This is a genomic window from Brevundimonas sp. (assembly GCF_003248455.1).
Taxonomy (GTDB): Bacteria; Pseudomonadota; Alphaproteobacteria; order Caulobacterales; family Caulobacteraceae; genus Brevundimonas.
The window spans coordinates 68,695-83,509 of sequence record NZ_QFNM01000002.1 but is presented as its reverse complement, the minus strand read 5'-3'; the positions used below and the strand labels follow the sequence as shown (position 1 = coordinate 83,509).

The 14,815-nt window shown below is 69.0% G+C and carries 14 protein-coding genes; 8 read left to right on the top strand and 6 right to left on the bottom strand.

Annotated features, from left to right (window positions below; genetic code table 11):
* The 4 genes from DI624_RS01040 to DI624_RS01025 are packed head-to-tail and all read left to right on the top strand — an operon-like array spanning nt 1 to nt 2,331.
* Nucleotides 1–795 carry a succinate dehydrogenase iron-sulfur subunit gene (locus tag DI624_RS01040; RefSeq protein ID WP_291535509.1) on the top strand — a complete coding sequence of 265 codons (795 nt, stop codon included), beginning with the start codon at nt 1–3 and terminating at the stop codon, nt 793–795.
* Nucleotides 796–849: 54 nt separating this feature from the next.
* Nucleotides 850–1,170: a 2Fe-2S iron-sulfur cluster-binding protein gene (locus DI624_RS01035; RefSeq protein ID WP_008259676.1), complete on the top strand. Its 321-nt coding sequence runs from the start codon at nt 850–852 to the stop codon at nt 1,168–1,170.
* Nucleotide 1,171: 1 nt separating this feature from the next.
* Entirely contained in the window at nt 1,172–1,987 is an 816-nt protein-coding gene (locus tag DI624_RS01030) for a kinase (protein WP_291535508.1), read from the top strand.
* On the top strand, nt 1,984–2,331 hold the full coding sequence (locus tag DI624_RS01025) for a PilZ domain-containing protein (RefSeq protein WP_291535507.1): 348 nt from the start codon (nt 1,984–1,986) through the stop codon (nt 2,329–2,331). Before DI624_RS01030 ends, DI624_RS01025 begins: the two co-directional genes overlap by 4 nt.
* 16 nt (nt 2,332–2,347) lie before the next feature.
* On the opposite strand, the gene DI624_RS01020 is transcribed toward DI624_RS01025, so the two are convergent.
* Nucleotides 2,348–3,211: a haloacid dehalogenase-like hydrolase gene (locus tag DI624_RS01020; protein WP_291535506.1), complete on the bottom strand. Its 864-nt coding sequence runs from the start codon at nt 3,209–3,211 to the stop codon at nt 2,348–2,350.
* A 38-nt stretch (nt 3,212–3,249) separates the two neighbouring features.
* A complete protein-coding gene (locus DI624_RS01015) occupies nt 3,250–3,756 on the bottom strand; it encodes an S-type pyocin family protein (protein WP_291535505.1) in 507 nt (168 codons plus the stop codon).
* A gap of 122 nt (nt 3,757–3,878) precedes the next feature.
* Here DI624_RS01015 and coaBC point away from each other — a divergent pair, with 122 nt between their 5' ends.
* Together coaBC and dut are read left to right on the top strand one after the other, a co-directional pair.
* On the top strand, nt 3,879–5,108 hold the full coding sequence (gene coaBC, locus DI624_RS01010; protein WP_291535504.1) for a bifunctional phosphopantothenoylcysteine decarboxylase/phosphopantothenate--cysteine ligase CoaBC: 1,230 nt from the start codon (nt 3,879–3,881) through the stop codon (nt 5,106–5,108).
* A complete protein-coding gene (gene dut / locus DI624_RS01005) occupies nt 5,105–5,560 on the top strand; it encodes a dUTP diphosphatase (protein WP_291535503.1) in 456 nt (151 codons plus the stop codon). The genes coaBC and dut overlap by 4 nt, the downstream gene beginning before the upstream one ends.
* 2 nt (nt 5,561–5,562) lie before the next feature.
* Here dut and DI624_RS01000 read toward each other — a convergent pair whose 3' ends face one another.
* Both DI624_RS01000 and secB read right to left on the bottom strand, forming a co-directional pair.
* Nucleotides 5,563–6,516 (bottom strand): DMT family transporter, encoded by a 954-nt coding sequence (locus DI624_RS01000; RefSeq protein WP_291535502.1) that lies wholly within the window; start codon nt 6,514–6,516, stop codon nt 5,563–5,565.
* Between the two features lie 58 nt (nt 6,517–6,574).
* Entirely contained in the window at nt 6,575–7,087 is a 513-nt protein-coding gene (secB, locus tag DI624_RS00995; protein ID WP_291535501.1) for a protein-export chaperone SecB, read from the bottom strand.
* A gap of 193 nt (nt 7,088–7,280) precedes the next feature.
* Between secB and timA the strand changes: the two genes are divergently transcribed.
* On the top strand, nt 7,281–7,919 hold the full coding sequence (gene timA / locus DI624_RS00990) for a TIM44-related membrane protein TimA (protein ID WP_291535548.1): 639 nt from the start codon (nt 7,281–7,283) through the stop codon (nt 7,917–7,919).
* The gene (locus DI624_RS00985; protein WP_291535500.1) at nt 7,919–9,052 is read left to right on the top strand and encodes an MltA domain-containing protein; all 1,134 of its coding nucleotides are present in this window, start codon (nt 7,919–7,921) and stop codon (nt 9,050–9,052) included. The genes timA and DI624_RS00985 overlap by 1 nt, the downstream gene beginning before the upstream one ends.
* A gap of 24 nt (nt 9,053–9,076) precedes the next feature.
* Here DI624_RS00985 and DI624_RS00980 read toward each other — a convergent pair whose 3' ends face one another.
* Nucleotides 9,077–9,544, bottom strand: coding sequence for a universal stress protein (locus tag DI624_RS00980; protein ID WP_291535499.1), 468 nt, complete (start codon nt 9,542–9,544; stop codon nt 9,077–9,079).
* Nucleotides 9,545–9,626: 82 nt separating this feature from the next.
* Nucleotides 9,627–14,486: an NAD-glutamate dehydrogenase gene (locus DI624_RS00975; RefSeq protein ID WP_291535498.1), complete on the bottom strand. Its 4,860-nt coding sequence runs from the start codon at nt 14,484–14,486 to the stop codon at nt 9,627–9,629.
* Between the last annotated feature and the right edge of the window lie 329 nt (nt 14,487–14,815).

Below are 14,815 nucleotides of genomic sequence, written 5' to 3'. Positions count from 1 at the left end.
ATGGTCCAGCTCACTCTCCCCAAGGGCTCCAAGCCGACGACAGGCAAGGTCCATAAGGCCGCGCCGGGTTCGAAGGACGTCAAGACCTACAAGGTCTATCGCTACGATCCCGAGGTGGACGCCGATCCGCGCTGGGACGTCTATGAGGTGCCAGCCGGCGACCACGGCCCGATGCTGCTGGACGCCCTGATCCACATCAAGAACACCATCGACCCGACCCTGTCGTTCCGACGGTCGTGCCGCGAGGGCATTTGCGGCTCCTGCTCGATGAACATCGACGGGCGCAACACCCTGGCCTGCACCAAGGGCTGGGACGAGTGCCAGTCGTCCAACATCACCATCGCCCCCCTGCCCCACCAGCCGGTGGTCAAAGATCTGGTGACGGACCTGAGCCTGTTTTACGCCCAGTACGACTCGATCCAGCCGTATCTGCAGTCCGACGAGCCGGATCCCGAGAAGGAACGTCTGCAGACCCCGGCCGAGCGCGAGAAGCTGGACGGCCTGTACGAGTGCATCCTGTGCGCCTGCTGCTCGACCTCCTGCCCCAGCTACTGGTGGAACCAGGAAGAGTACCTCGGCCCGGCGGCGCTGCTGCAATCCTATCGCTGGATTTCCGACAGCCGCGACGACGCGACCCAGAAGCGTCTGGACGATCTGGAAGACCCGTTCAAACTGTATCGCTGCCACACGATCATGAACTGCGCCCAGGTCTGTCCCAAGGGTCTGAACCCGGCCAAGGCCATCGCCGAGACCAAGAAGCTGATGGTCGCCCCCAGCCGCAAGAAGGCGGCCTGATCGTTCGGACGCCGGAGGCTTTGTCTCCGGCGATCCCCGGGTTAGGAGCGGCCCATGGCCAGCATCACCTATATCGAACATGACGGGACCGAACACGTCGTGGACGTGAAGCCGGGGCTTTCCGTCATGGAAGGCGCGATCCGCAACAATGTGCCGGGCATCGACGCGGACTGCGGCGGCGCCTGCGCCTGCGCCACCTGCCACGTCTATGTCGACGAAGCCTGGCGCGAGGCGACGGGCAAACCCAGCGCCATGGAGGAGTCCATGCTGGACTTCGCCGAAGAGGTCGAGCCGAACAGCCGGCTGTCGTGCCAGATCCGGGTTTCGGACGCCCTGGACGGCCTGGTCGTGCGCCTGCCGGAAAACCAGCACTGAGATGACGGGGGCCGCCCTGGTCGATGCGATCGGCGGCTGGGTCGACCAGAGGATCGGGGGAACGGCCCTCGAGGACTTGCCGCCCATCATCGGCGTGTCGGGCGCGCAAGGCTCGGGCAAATCGACCTTGGCGCGCGACCTGGCCGAACGGTTTGGGGCCGCCGTCCTGTCGCTGGACGATGTCTATCTGACCAGGGCCGAACGGGCGACGATGGTGCGCCAGGTCCACCCCCTGTTCGTCACGCGCGGTCCGCCGGGCACGCACGATCTGAACCTGCTGCACCGGGTTCTGGATCGTTTGAGGATGGCCGGACCGGGCGACACGACCCCCCTGCCCCGTTTCGACAAGCTTGCGGACGACCGCGCCGATGTCTCGACATGGCCGGTGATCGAGGGGCGCCCCCGCGCCATCGTGCTGGAAGGCTGGTGCCTAGGCGCCGCGCCTCAGACCCAGGCCGCATTGACCGCGCCCGTCAATGCGCTGGAGCGGCGGGAGGACGCCCAAGGCGTTTGGCGTCGCAGGGTCAACGCCGCCCTGGCCGAGGACTATGTCGGCGTGACCCGGCGGCTGGACGCGCTGATCTTCCTTCAGGCGCCCGGGTTCGATGGGGTTCTGGACTGGCGCGGCCAACAGGAGGCGGCGCTGACAGGCGCCGCCCTGTCGTCAGAGCGGCGCGACCGGCTGGCGCGGTTCATCCAGCATTACGAGCGATTGACCCGCCATATGCTGGCGGGCGGGATCGCGCCGGACCTGACCGTGGACCTGGATGCGGATCGCCGGATCGTTGCGGTGCGTCCAGGCGTTGAGACCGCATGAGCCTGTTCAAGCCCAGAACCGCGCCCGGCGACGACCGGCGCGCCCAGCCCCGGCGTCCGCGCAATGCGCGGGGCGTCGTCTGCGGCGCCGACGTAGAGACCGCCTGTCTGATCGTGGACCTGTCGGACGCCGGGATGCGGGTGCGGCTGGATCGCGCCGCCGCCCTGCCGCGCGAGGTGGTGGTGGTCGATGTCGCCGAGGCGGTGGCCTATCCGGCATCGGTCGTCTGGCAGCGGGGGCAGGAGGCGGGACTGCGCCAGACCGGCGCCAAGTCCCTGCGCGGCCTTGCCCCGGCGCGACTGGTTCCGGCGCGCGACGCCTGGCTGAGGGCCGGCGGGCGTTGAATCTGGCCCTTAAGGCCTAGGCGCCGAGACCGGCAGGCATGGATCCGGCGTTGATGGCGATGCGCCCGACCAGGCCCTTGACGATCAGGTCCAGGGCCGAACCCTCGCGATAGTCGGCGGCCGCGACGAAGTTGACCCGGTCCTCCGAGATCAGGGAATAGACCTTCTTCTGGTCCTTCTCGTTCGAGCGCGGATCATAGACGGCGATGGAGAAGCCGCCCTTGGTGTGCATCATCTTCATGGTCGGCACGTCGGTGTCGCCGTCGCCGATGAAGATCATCCGGTCGAAAGGAACCGGGCGTTCGTCGTCGGGGATGAAGTGGTTGATCCGCTCGTGCTCCCAGTGGTTCTTCACCCCCTTGTTGATACGGAACAGATACTGGGTCTTGGTGGTGTAGTTGACGCCCACGGCCGGCCAGGCCGCCTCGCCCTTGTCGTCATAGACGTAGTGGGAGGCGAAGACGTGAGTCAGGGCGGGGCGAATCGGCGTGCCGTCGATCATCTCCTCCAGGCCGGCGGATATGATGTAGTGCTCGATCTCCAGCCCGTATCGGGCGCCGAAGGCGTTTATGCGGTCGAACCAGCTGAGGTCCTTCAGCCCCTCGAACAGGGCGACCGCGCGGCCATGATCGCGCAAGGTCTCGCGCGTGACGGGGGCCCCGTTCTGGCGCGCGTGATGCAGCATCAGTTGCATGTACATCAGGATTCCGTCGCCGTCGGCCGCCTTGGTTAGGGCTTCCGCCTCGCTCCAGAAGGCGCCGATATCCACGCCCACCGAGGGGATGAAGCTGACCTCCTGCATGTTCCCGCGGGCCAGGGTGCCGTCGAAATCATAGATCAAGGCGGTTTTCAGCGGGGCTTTGGGAGCCTTGTCGGGCATGGGCGGGATCCGGTGCGTCAGCGAACCCGCCCTCTATATCAGCCGGCCGCCCCCGTCGATTGGCGCCGCTGGCCGAAGGTGGGGGCCGAGGTCTTCTGCTCGTCCCAATAGGCTGCGCCGGTGGTCGGCTTGAACATGGTGCGCGGCGTGCCGTTTCTGGCCACCACGGCGAATGTGTTGGTCGAAGCCTGATAGATCAGGGTGTCGCCGTTCGGCCGCTTGACCGTTTCGGCGTCGCGCGGCGGCTTGGTGGCGAAGGCCGTGACCTTGGCCAGATAGTCCTCGGGCGAGCGGGCGCCGAAGTCGGCGCCGTTGCGGTCGTAGAGACGGGTGATCTTGGCGTCGACCGTCTCGCGCCTATTGGCGGTCAGGACAGGCTTGGCCTCGGGCGCGGTCGTCGTGATCTCGGCCGTATCGCCGGTTTGCGCCAAAGCCAGGGGCTGGGCATCGCTCGCGCGGTCGCGCGTCTCGACTGCCGAGGATCGGTCGCAGCCGCCCAAGGCCAAAAAGCCCGCCAACGCCAACAGCGCCGCGGCCGTCTTCATCCTGTTCATCGCCAGCCCTCTCCAATACCCGTGTGACGCGACGAAAGCACAACTTGATTGTTCGCGCAATGTTCCTGAGCAGCGTCTCGACGGCGTCATGCGGGATCGCTAGATCATGAGCCATGGACAGCCGCCCCCTCACCCATCGCAAGATCCTGCTGATCGTCGGCGGCGGCGTCGCGGCCTACAAGGCGCTGGAGCTGGTGCGGCTGATGGCCAAGGCGGGCGGCGAAACGCGGGTGATCCTGACGGAATCCGGGGCCGAGTTCGTCACCCCGCTGTCGCTGGCGGCGCTGAGCGGCCATCCGGTGCGGTCGGGTCTGTTCCACCCCGATGACGAGACCTCGATGGGCCATATCGAACTGTCGCGCTGGGCCGACCTGGTGGTCGTGGCGCCGGCGACGGCGGGACTGATCGCCAAGGCGGCGAACGGTCTGGCGGACGACTTGGCCTCCACCACCCTAATCGCCACGGACAAGCGGGTGCTGCTGGCGCCGGCGATGAACGTGCGGATGTGGGAACATCCGGCGCTCCAGGCCAATATGGAACGGTTGAAGGCCTTTCCCGGCTTCCACGGCGCGGCCGTGGTCGGGCCGGACGCGGGCGAGATGGCCTGCGGCGAATATGGCTTCGGTCGGATGGCCGAACCGGCGGCGATCCTGGAGGCCATCGAAGGACTGCTGGCCGCTGGGGGCGGGCGGCCGCTGGCCGGTCGCAAGGCCGTGGTCACCGCCGGGCCGACGTTCGAACCCATCGACCCAGTGCGGGGCCTGACCAATCGCTCCAGCGGCAAACAGGGCTACGCCATCGCGGCGGCCCTGGCCGAACTGGGCGCCGAGGTGACGCTGGTGTCCGGCCCTACCGCCCTGGGGGCGCCGACGGGAGTGACGCGGATCGACGTGGAGAGCGCGCTGGAGATGCAGGCGGCGACGCAGGGCGCGCTGCCGGCCGACATCGCCGTTCTGTCCGCCGCCGTGGCCGACTGGCGCGTGGACACCATCGCCGGCGGCAAGATCAAGAAGGGGCCGGGCGGCCCGCCGACCCTGGCCCTGATCGAGAACCCCGACATCCTGGCCGGGATCGCGGCCCCCGGGCCGAATCGGCCCAAACTGGTGATCGGCTTCGCGGCCGAGACCGCGGACCTGGAAGCCAACGCCCGCGCCAAGCTGTCGCGCAAGGGCTGCGACTGGATCATCGGCAATGACGTCTCCGACGACGTGTTCGGTTCGGACGGCAACGCCGTGCTGCTGGTCACGGCCGACCGGACCGAAGCCTGGCCGCGCCAGTCGAAGACCGCCATCGCCCGGGCCGTCGCCGCCCGCATCGCCGATCAGTTCAAGGACGCGGAATGACCGAAACCCAGATCCAGATCCTGCGTCTGCCCCATGCCGAGGGCCTGCCCCTGCCGACCTATGAGACGGCGGGATCGGCGGGCATGGACCTGCGAGCGGCGGTGCCCGAGGACCAGCCCATCGTCCTGGCCCCGGGCCAGCGCGTCCTGGCGCCCACGGGCCTGAAGATCGCCCTGCCGCCGGGTTACGAGGCCCAGGTGCGGGCGCGCTCGGGCCTGGCGCTGAAACACGGGATCGTCTGCCCCAATGCGCCGGGCACCATCGACAGCGACTATCGCGGCGAATGCGGCGTGATCCTGGCCAATATCGGCGCCGAGCCTTTCGTCATCCGCCGGGGCGAACGCATCGCCCAGCTGGTGATCGCCCGGCACGAACGCGCGGACTGGATCGAGGTGGAGACGCTGGACGAAACGGCGCGCGGGACCGGCGGCTTCGGTTCGACGGGGCGGTGATCCTAAACCGGCGGCGCGGTCGGCTGGATCAGGCTGCCCTTGCGACGAACGTGTTCGCGCCAGGCGGTGTAGAGGCCGCTGGAGGCGATCAGGGCGGCGCCGGCCAGGGTGCCGAGAGTCGGGGTCGTGGACATGAGCCACCAGCCGAAGACGAGGGCGCCGACGATCTGGAGATAGTCGAAGGGCGCGACGACGGCGACCGGCGCCTTCTGCAGCGAGGCGGTCATGAACAACTGGGCCAGGCCGCCGGCGATTCCCGATCCTACCAGCAAGGCCAAGGTCTGAGGCGAACGCCAATGGCCGACGAAAGGCAGCAGGATCGCCCCCACGGCCGAAGAGCCGACGAAGAACCAGAAGACGATTGCGGCGACATGCTCGGTGTCGCGCAACTGGCGCAGGGTGATGGTCACGCCCGCCGTAAGCAGGGCCGCGACCAGGCCGAAGGCGATCCCCTCCAATGGCAAGGCGTTATGGGCCGCCCCCAGGGCGCCGGGCGCAGGCCGCATCACCAAGACCACGCCGACGAAGCCCATGGCGACGGCGGCCCAGCGGCGCGGCCCGACCGCTTCCTTCAGGATAAAGAAGGACAGCAGGGTGGCGAAGATCGGAGCGGTGAAGCTGAGGGTCGTGGCGTCGGCCAGCGGCAGCAGGGTCAGGGCCTGGAAAACGCACAGGATGGAAGCGATGCCCAGGGCGCTGCGGCCGACATGGGCCAGGGGACGGCGCGTGGTCAGACCCGCAAGGCCGCCCGGCTGGGTCAGAACCCAGGCCAGCACCACCGGCAGGCCGAAGAAGGCGCGGTAGAACAGCATCTCGGGCGCGACGACGCCGTCCAGCGACGCCAGTTTCAGCACCGCCGCCATGACCGAAAAACAACCCGCCGCCGCGATGCGCAGGGCGATGCCGCCGGCGATGTCGTCGCCGCGTCCCCCCGTCGCCTGCACGTCCTTGGACATCCGCGCCTCTCGCCGCAGCCGAGACGCCCAAGGCCCCGGCCGCAGGACCTGCGACCCTTTAGGCCTGCCCCATTTCGACCGGTTGCTGGGCGATCTGCTGCTGGCGGGCGATATAGATGGCGGCGAAGTCGATGGGGTCCAGCTGGAACGGCGGATAGAAACCGCCGTCGGACGTGGCGCCCGAAATGATCTCGCGCGCGAAGGGGAACAGATAACGCGGGCATTCGATCAGCAGCAGCGGCTCGATGTCCTGTTCCTGCACATTGGCCAGCTGGAACAGACCGCCATAGACCAGTTCCACATGGAACACGGGCTGGTTCTCGTGGGTCGCCTTGATCGACAGCTTCAGGTCCAGCTCGAACAGGCCGTCCGGCCGGCCCTGGGCTGCCATTTCGACGCCCAGGTCGATGGCCGGCTTGCCGTCGATGCGCAGGGATTCCGGCGCACGCGGGTTCTCGAACGAGAAGTCGCGGACATACTGGGCCAGGATGCGGAAACCGGGGCCGGCGGGCTGACCCTGCGGAGCGTCGCCCTGCTGGGGCTGTTCGGCGGGAGGAGCGGCGTCGGTCATGAGGCGGTCTTCTGAGCGATTTGAGGCCGATGAGGCCGTTATGAGGCGCCGCGACTACCATGCCGGGACGCTTGGCCGCAATGTCGAGCGCGTGATTGGGGGCGCGGTTCGCCTTGCCTCGCCCTATATGACACCCTAATCACGCCAGACAGCCGTTTGGCGCGCCCGTCGCTACAGGAATCCCGCCTTGAACCTGCCGGTCCAGTTCCAGATCGTCGTCTTCGCCGTGATCGCGGCCATCGTCCTGTTCCAGCTTTACAATGTGCTGGGCAAGCGGGTGGGACGCCAGCCGCAGGAAGACGCCAAGGCGGCCGTGCCCAGCCCTGCGGCGAACGACAGGCCTGCGGCGCCCGCCATCGACCCGGCCACCCTAGCCTCGATCGCCTCGCTGAAGGCGCGCGATCCGGCCTTCGATCCGGCTCGGTTCCTGGACGGGGCGCGCCAGGCCTATGAGACCATCGTACGGGGCTACGCCGCCGGCGACCGGGCGGCGCTGAAACCCTTGCTGAAGCCCAATGTCATGGCCTCGTTCGAGGCCGGGATCGCGGCGCGCGAGACGCGCGGCGAGACGGAAACGGTGGAGTTCCTGTTCCCGCCGCGCGCCGATCTAGAAGGCGCCGTCGCCGAGGGCGACAAGGCCGTGGCCAAGGTGCGCTTCCTGGCCGAACTGCGCAGCCGCGTGACCAAGGCCTCGGGCGAGACGGCGGATTCCGAAACCGGCGAGCCGCTGGTCGAGGAGCGCCGCACGGCCGAGCACTGGACCTTCGAACGAACCCTGGGCGCGGCCGATCCCAATTGGGTTCTGGCGCGCGTCGAGCCGGCCAACGCCTGATGCGGGGCGTCAGCCGGCCGGCGTCGGGGGCGCTGGGCCTGGTCGCCCTGATGGTCCTGGCCGCCTGTTCGTCCGGTCCGACGCGGCCCCAAGAACAGACCCCGCCGGCCGGCGGGGTTCCGGGCGGCCCCATCCCCTATACGCCCTCGCCGACGCCGGGAGGCCCGCCGTCGACGCCGTCAGGCGCGCTGAGCCCCGCCGTCCTGCCGGGCTGGAACGACGAGGACCACCTGGCCGCTTTCCGAGCCTATGTCGACGGATGCGACGCGGCGCGCGCCCCCGCCGCGCGCGCGGTCTGCGCACGGGCCAAGGCCATGGCGACGACCATGATCGTCACCCCGTCGGACGCCCGGGCCTTCTTCGAGGCCAGTTTCAGCGCCGCGCCAGCCGCGACCGCCGACGGACGGCCCGGACTGCTGACCTCGTACTTCGCGCCGGAATATCCCGCGCGTCGACGGCGGGACGCAGAGTTCTCCGCCCCCGTCCTGCCCAAGCCCGCCGATCCGCGCGCGGCGGGCGACCGGGCCTCTATCGAATACTCCGCCAGGCCCGACCAGGCCCTGGCGTGGATGCGGGCCGAGGATCTGTTCTTTCTGCAGATCCAGGGGTCGGGCTATCTGACCTTCGAGGACGGGACGCGGGAACGCGCCGCCTACGCCGCCGACAACGGCAGACCCTTCGTCGGCATCGCCCGACCGATGGTCCAGCAGGGGCTGCTCGCCCAGAACGGCACGTCGGGCGACGCGATCCGGGCCTGGCTGGCGGACCATCGGGGCGATCAGGCGCAGGCCGTGATGGCGTTGAACCCCCGCTACATCTTCTTCCGCCTGGACCCGGACGATGACGGCCATCCGGCGGGGGCCGCGGGCGTGCCCCTGACCGAGCGGCGGGCCATCGCGGTCGATCCGGCGCACTGGCGCTATGGCGAATTGGTCTGGCTGGAGGCGGACGGCGGCGACCTGCGCGGGGCCAGCGCCAGCTATCGCGGCCTGGCGATGGCGCTGGACACCGGCTCGGCCATTCGCGGGCCGGTGCGGGCGGACCTCTACATGGGCCGGGGCGATGCGGCCGGCGCCGAGGCGGGGACCGTGCGTCATCCGTTGCGCATGTGGCGGCTGGTCCCGAAGGGATAGACGCCCGCTCCACCGCCCAAGCCCTCAGGCCAGGTCTTCGATCTCTTCCTCGGTCAGCTCGCCCGGAACGATGGTGACGGGCAGTTTTCGGCCGCCGATCTGGGCGCCGTGCTTGATGATCGCCGAGACGAGCGGCCCAGGCCCGCGCGAGCCGGTTCCAGCCGCCAGGACCAGGATCTTGATGTCGGGGTCTGCGGCGACGACCTTCTTGATGGCCCCCTGGGCGTCGCCGGTCTCGATCAAGAAGACCGGCGCCGCGCCCGAGCGGGCCATGGCCTCCTCGCCCAGACGAGTCAGCAGGACCTCGGCCTCCTGGCGTTGCTGGCGGGCGATCTCCTCGCGGGCGCCGGACCAGTGGGCGTCGCTGTCGGACGGCAGGACGCGCAGCATCACCACGCGCCCGCCCGTCGATCTGGCCCGGCGCGAGGCGAAGCGCAGGGCCGCGTCGAACTCGGGGCTGTCGTCGACGACGACGAGGAACTTTCTCGGCATTGCGGCCTCCCCAGCCTGATGTCGGACGAGAAGAGGCCGCCAGACGGCCGCCCCGTCAAGCGGCCTGAGCCTCGAGCCCGCCTCAGCCCCGCGTGGCGGCCGAAGCCAGGTCGCGGATGGTGGCGTTGGCGATGGTCAGTTTGGCGAAGGTCCAGCCCGAGCCGGACTGTTCGATCTCGTCCACCGAGGCGCGCACGCCCTGAACCGTCGCCTGTTTGGAGCCGATCCAGGCGTCGACGGCGGCCTCGGCCGCGTCCTCGCTGACACCGACAGACGGATCGGAGGCGCGGGCGACGGCGCGGGTCAGGGCCGCCTGCTCGTTCATCAGATCCTCGATCAGACGACGGACGGCGAGACGATCGAAATGATCCGCAGACGGAATGGAGCCGGCGGCGGCACGCAGACGGTCGAAGTCGAAAGCGGCCCCGACCTGGTGATACAGGCGCGCCATGGCCCCGACCGGCCAGTTCGCCTCCTGCGCCAGGTCCCCGATATCGGAGGCGGCGACGAGGGGGCGCATGATGGCGATGCTGCGGGTCAGATCCTCGGGCGCACCGTGGTCGGCGAAGCGTTTGACGCGCGCATCTAGGCGCCCCTGTTCGAAGCGCGACAGGACCGGCGCGCCCTCGGCCTGCAAGGCGTCGGCGATCGGACGATAGCGGTCGATCAGGGCCTGAACCGACAGACCGCCCTTGGCGCGACGGGCCAGCCAGAAGGTCTGACGACGCAGGACGACGGCGATCTCCTGATACAGGGCGATCTGCGCCTCGGCCGAGATCTTCAGGTCCAGAGCCGACACGGCGTCCCAGGCTTCGTCCAGGCGGAAGACGCGGCGCGCGGCCTCGAAGGCGATGATCAGTGCGGTGGTGTCGCATTCCGCCGAGCCGCGCAGGCGGTCGGGGAAGGTCGGGCCGCACATGTTGACGACTTCGTTGGCCATGACGGTGGCGATGATCTCGCGCCGCAGACGGTGGCTCTTCATCTCCGGTTCGAACCGGGCCAGGGCCTCGGGGAAGTAGCGGACCAGGATCTGTTCGAAGAAGGGATCCTCGGGCGCCTGCGAGGCGACGATGTCGTCCGACAGCTCCAGCTTGGCGTAGGCCATCAGGACGGCCAGCTCCGGCCGGGCCAGCGGGATGCCCGCTGTCATCAGTTCCTTGACGCGGGCGTCGTTGGGCAGGCCCTCGACCTTGCGGTCCAGCTTTCCACGCGCCGACAGGCTCTGCATGAACCGCTGCTGGGCGTCCAGGGCGCCGACGCCTTCGGCCTGTTGCAGCGTCAGGGCCAGGGTCTGGTCGTAGTTGTGGGCCAGAACCTTCTGGCCCACCTCGTCGGTCATGGAGGCCAGAAGCGGGGCGCGCTGGTCCGTCGGCAGGACGCCGTTGGTCACGGCCGAGCCGACCAGAATCTTGATGTTGACCTCGTGGTCGGAGGTGTCGACCCCGGCGGAGTTGTCGATGGCGTCGGTGTTGATGCGGCCGCCGTTATGGGCGAAGGCGATGCGGCCCGCCTGGGTGAAGCCCAGGTTGGCGCCCTCGCCCACGACCTTGACGCGCAGTTCGTCGCCATTGATGCGCAGGGCGTCGGTGCCCTTGTCGCCGACCTGGGCGTCGGTCTCGGCGGCCGATTTCACATAGGTCCCGATCCCGCCCAGATAGAGCAGTTCGACCGGCGCTTTCAGGATGGCGCGGATCAGCCCGACGGGGTCCAGCACGTCGTCGGCGACGTCCAGCGCCGCCTTGATCTGGGGCGTCAGCTGGATCGCCTTGGCCGAGCGCGAGAAAACGCCGCCGCCCTCGGAGATCAAACGCTTGTCATAGTCCTGCCAGGACGAGCGCGGCAGGTCGAACAGACGCTTCCTTTCGGTCCAGCCGGCGACATGATCCGGGTTCGGATCGATGAAGATGTCGCGATGATCGAAGGCGGCGACCAGGCGCGTGGCCTTGGACAACAGGGCGCCGTTGCCGAACACGTCGCCGGACATGTCGCCCACGCCGACCATGGTGAAGGGCTCGGTCTGGATATCCTTGCCCATCTCGCGGAAGTGGCGCTTGACCGCCTCCCAGGCGCCGCGCGCGGTGATGCCCATGGCCTTGTGGTCGTAACCGACCGAGCCGCCCGAGGCGAAGGCGTCGCCCAGCCAGAAGCCGTAGGAGGCCGAGACGCCGTTGGCGATGTCGGAGAAGGTCGCCGTGCCCTTGTCGGCCGCGACGACCAGATAGGGGTCGTCCCCTTCCCAGGCGATCACGTCCGCCGGATGGACCACCGAACCGTCGGCGGCGATGTTGTCGGTGATGTCCAGAAGGCCCGACAGGAAGGTGCGATAGGCGCGGATGGCCTCGCCTTGAATGGCCTCGCGATCCGAGGTGCGGGGCAGCTGCTTGGGATAGAAGCCGCCCTTGGAGCCGACCGGCACGATGACGGCGTTCTTGACCTGCTGCGCCTTGACAAGACCCAGAACCTCGGTGCGGAAATCGTCACGGCGATCCGACCAGCGCAGGCCGCCGCGCGCGACGGGACCAAAGCGCAGATGCACCCCCTCCACATGCGGCGCCCAGACGAAGATTTCGCGATAGGGTTTGGGCAGCGGCAGGTCGTCCAGCTCGCGCGAGGCGATCTTGATGGAGATGTGCGGCTTGGGGGCGCCCTCGGCGTCGCGCTGGAAATAGTTGGTGCGCTTGATGGCGCCGATCAGGGCGGCGATGCGGCGCAGCGCCCGGTCGTGATCCAGGCTCTTCACGTCTTGGAGCAGGGCGGTGATCCTGCCCTCAAGCTCGGCCACGGCGGCGCCGCGGTCGTCGGCCGACCCGCCGGCCGCCGGTTCGAACTTGGCTTTGAACAGCGACAGAAGGGCGCGGGCCACGTCGGGGTATTCGCGCAGCGCTTCTTCCTGGACGGTCTGGGACGGATCGAGGCCGGTCTGCTGGCGGTAATGGGCCAGGGTGCGGATCAGGGCCGCCTCGCGCCAGTCGACGCCCAGTTCGATCACCAGGCGGTTGAAGCCGTCGCTTTCGTTGCGGCCGGTCCAGACGGCGGCGAAGGCCTCCTCGAACGGCCCCTTCACGTCGTTGAAGATCAGCGCCTCGCCGCGCGGATCCTCCATCAGGAATTCGTGGATGTGGATTTCGGCGTCGCCCAGCGGACGGATGGCGTTGCCGTATTCCTCCAGCGTCTTCAGGCCCATGGCCGCCAGGATCGGCAGGACGTCGGACAGGGGCACGGCCGAGCCGCGGCGATACAGTTTGAAGCGGAACTGCAGGCGGCTGTCGTCCGGGGTGCGGAAGGCGCGTACGGCGACCGGCTCCCCCTCCCCCGGCGCGCCGCTGTCGTTCAGCCGGGTCATGAACTGCAGATCGACCGCAGCCTCGTCCGCGTCGTAGCGGTCGCGATAGCCGGCGCCGAAGGCCCGCGCCCATTTGGCGCTGAGCGGTCCGACCGAGACCTCCTCCACGCCCGAACGTCGCAGCCCCGCCTCGAAGCGGTCGACCCAGCCGCGACCGGCCTCGGCGACATCGGCCTCCAACTGGACCGGATCGGGGATCGGATGGTCGCCCGGCTTGACGCCGATGATGTAGTGGACGCGCACCAGGGGCGCGTCGGACAGTTGCGGATACCAGGCGGAGATGCGACCGCCCCAGGCGCGCGCCACGATCTGGCCGATGCGTTCGCGCACCGCCGCGTCGAACTTCTCGCGCGGGATGAAGCACAGGACCGAGACGAAGCGGTCGAACGGGTCCTGGCGCGAGAACAGGCGGATGCGCGGCCGATCGTACAGGTGCAGAATGCCCAGGGCGATGGACAGGAGTTCGTCCTCGCTGATCTGGAAAAGCTCGTCCCGGGGGTAGTTCTCCAGGATGTTCTTCAGGCGTTTCTCGTTGTGGCTGCCCGGCGCCTTGTCGGCGCGGGCCAGGGCGTTGGCCACCTTGCGGCGCACCAGCGGAACCTCGGTCGCCAGCTGATCATAGGCTTCGAAGGTGAACAGGCCGACGAAGCGGGTCTCGCCCGTCGCCTTGCCGTCCGCGCCGTAACGCTTGACCCCGACGTAGTCCATGTAGGCGCGGCGATGAACCCGAGATCGGGCGTTGGCCTTGGCCACCGTGACTGGCTCGGACAGGTCCAGCTGGCGGCGCATCTGGGCCGTCAGGACCGCGGGTTCGGAGGCGCGGCGCAGCACGGCGCGTTCGGGGTCGGCCAGTATGCCCAGGCCGTGGCCCGACTGACCCAGCGGCGCCTCGGCCTCGTATTCTCCGGCGGCGTTCAGCGGATAGTCGTAGTCGCGCGCGCCCAAGAAGACGAAATGATCGCTCTTGAGCCATTTCAGGAAGGCGATGTTCTCGGCCAGGACCGCCGGATCGACTGCGGGCGGGGTCGCCTCCAGCCGCTGGACCGCCTGGCGCATCAGGGCGGTCATGGCCTCGTGGTCGGCGACGGCGGCGTGGACATCAGCCAGGCTCTGCGCCAGGCCCTCGCCCAAGGCGTCGCGCCGCTCCTGGGGCACGCCGTCGATGACCAGCATGATGATCGACAGGCGACGGCCGTCCAGATCCACCACCGGGTGGAACAGGGCGCGCACGGAGACGCCGGCCTCGGCCAGGGCGCCCATGACGCTGTCGACCAGGAAGGGGGCGTCGGCCTGGACGATGCGGACAAGGTCGTAATCCAACGCCTTGCCGTCCGCGCCCTGCAAGGGGCCGACGGTGATAGCCGGCGGCGCGGCGTCGTGCGGATAGGTCTTCGCCGCCGTCCAGGAGGCGGCCAGAAGGGCGGCCAGGTCCTCGCCGTCCAGTTCCGGGGTCTCGTCGGCGGCGTAGTCCTCGTACGCCTGGGTCAGATAGACCTTTTCCGCCGCGCCGGGCTCGGTTCCCACGAGCCGGGCGAAGGCCGCCTCCAGCGCGGCTTCCGTTATAGGCTGGACGGGGTGGCGCAGATCGGGGGCGGTCATGGACGAGCAGTCTCGAACAACGCGGCGCGGCCGCTAGATGCGCGGCGCGACGTGGCGCCACGCCTGCTGACTAGGCCAGGTCCGGTCGCGCGGGAAGCCCCCCGCGACCGATCATTCTGGTGATCGACGATAAGCTTGGAATTATTGTGCAGCGCCACAAAGCAGAAAGCCGCCGGACTGGGGGAGTCCGGCGGCCTGCGCGAGCGGCGCCTGGAGGGGGAGGGGAGGGCGCCGGTCTCGCTTCGCTGCGGTTCGGAGGGGGTGTTCCGCAGCGTCGGAACGGGAGATGGGGATGGCGTCGCCGGGTTCAAGAACCCGCGCAAACGAAT

What these genes read in the sequence shown, in the direction of transcription:
- DI624_RS00985 (WP_291535500.1), top strand. Translation starts at nt 7,919, where the DNA reads ATGCGGGGCGTCAGCCGGCCGGCGTCGGGGGCGCTGGGCCTGGTCGCC.
- secB (WP_291535501.1), bottom strand. Translation starts at nt 7,087, where the DNA reads ATGACCGACGCCGCTCCTCCCGCCGAACAGCCCCAGCAGGGCGACGCT.
- DI624_RS01020 (WP_291535506.1), bottom strand. Translation starts at nt 3,211, where the DNA reads ATGCCCGACAAGGCTCCCAAAGCCCCGCTGAAAACCGCCTTGATCTAT.
- DI624_RS01000 (WP_291535502.1), bottom strand. Translation starts at nt 6,516, where the DNA reads ATGTCCAAGGACGTGCAGGCGACGGGGGGACGCGGCGACGACATCGCC.
- coaBC (WP_291535504.1), top strand. Translation starts at nt 3,879, where the DNA reads ATGGACAGCCGCCCCCTCACCCATCGCAAGATCCTGCTGATCGTCGGC.
- DI624_RS01025 (WP_291535507.1), top strand. Translation starts at nt 1,984, where the DNA reads ATGAGCCTGTTCAAGCCCAGAACCGCGCCCGGCGACGACCGGCGCGCC.
- DI624_RS01035 (WP_008259676.1), top strand. Translation starts at nt 850, where the DNA reads ATGGCCAGCATCACCTATATCGAACATGACGGGACCGAACACGTCGTG.
- DI624_RS00975 (WP_291535498.1), bottom strand. Translation starts at nt 14,486, where the DNA reads ATGACCGCCCCCGATCTGCGCCACCCCGTCCAGCCTATAACGGAAGCC.
- DI624_RS01030 (WP_291535508.1), top strand. Translation starts at nt 1,172, where the DNA reads ATGACGGGGGCCGCCCTGGTCGATGCGATCGGCGGCTGGGTCGACCAG.
- DI624_RS01040 (WP_291535509.1), top strand. Translation starts at nt 1, where the DNA reads ATGGTCCAGCTCACTCTCCCCAAGGGCTCCAAGCCGACGACAGGCAAG.
- DI624_RS00980 (WP_291535499.1), bottom strand. Translation starts at nt 9,544, where the DNA reads ATGCCGAGAAAGTTCCTCGTCGTCGTCGACGACAGCCCCGAGTTCGAC.
- DI624_RS01015 (WP_291535505.1), bottom strand. Translation starts at nt 3,756, where the DNA reads ATGAAGACGGCCGCGGCGCTGTTGGCGTTGGCGGGCTTTTTGGCCTTG.
- dut (WP_291535503.1), top strand. Translation starts at nt 5,105, where the DNA reads ATGACCGAAACCCAGATCCAGATCCTGCGTCTGCCCCATGCCGAGGGC.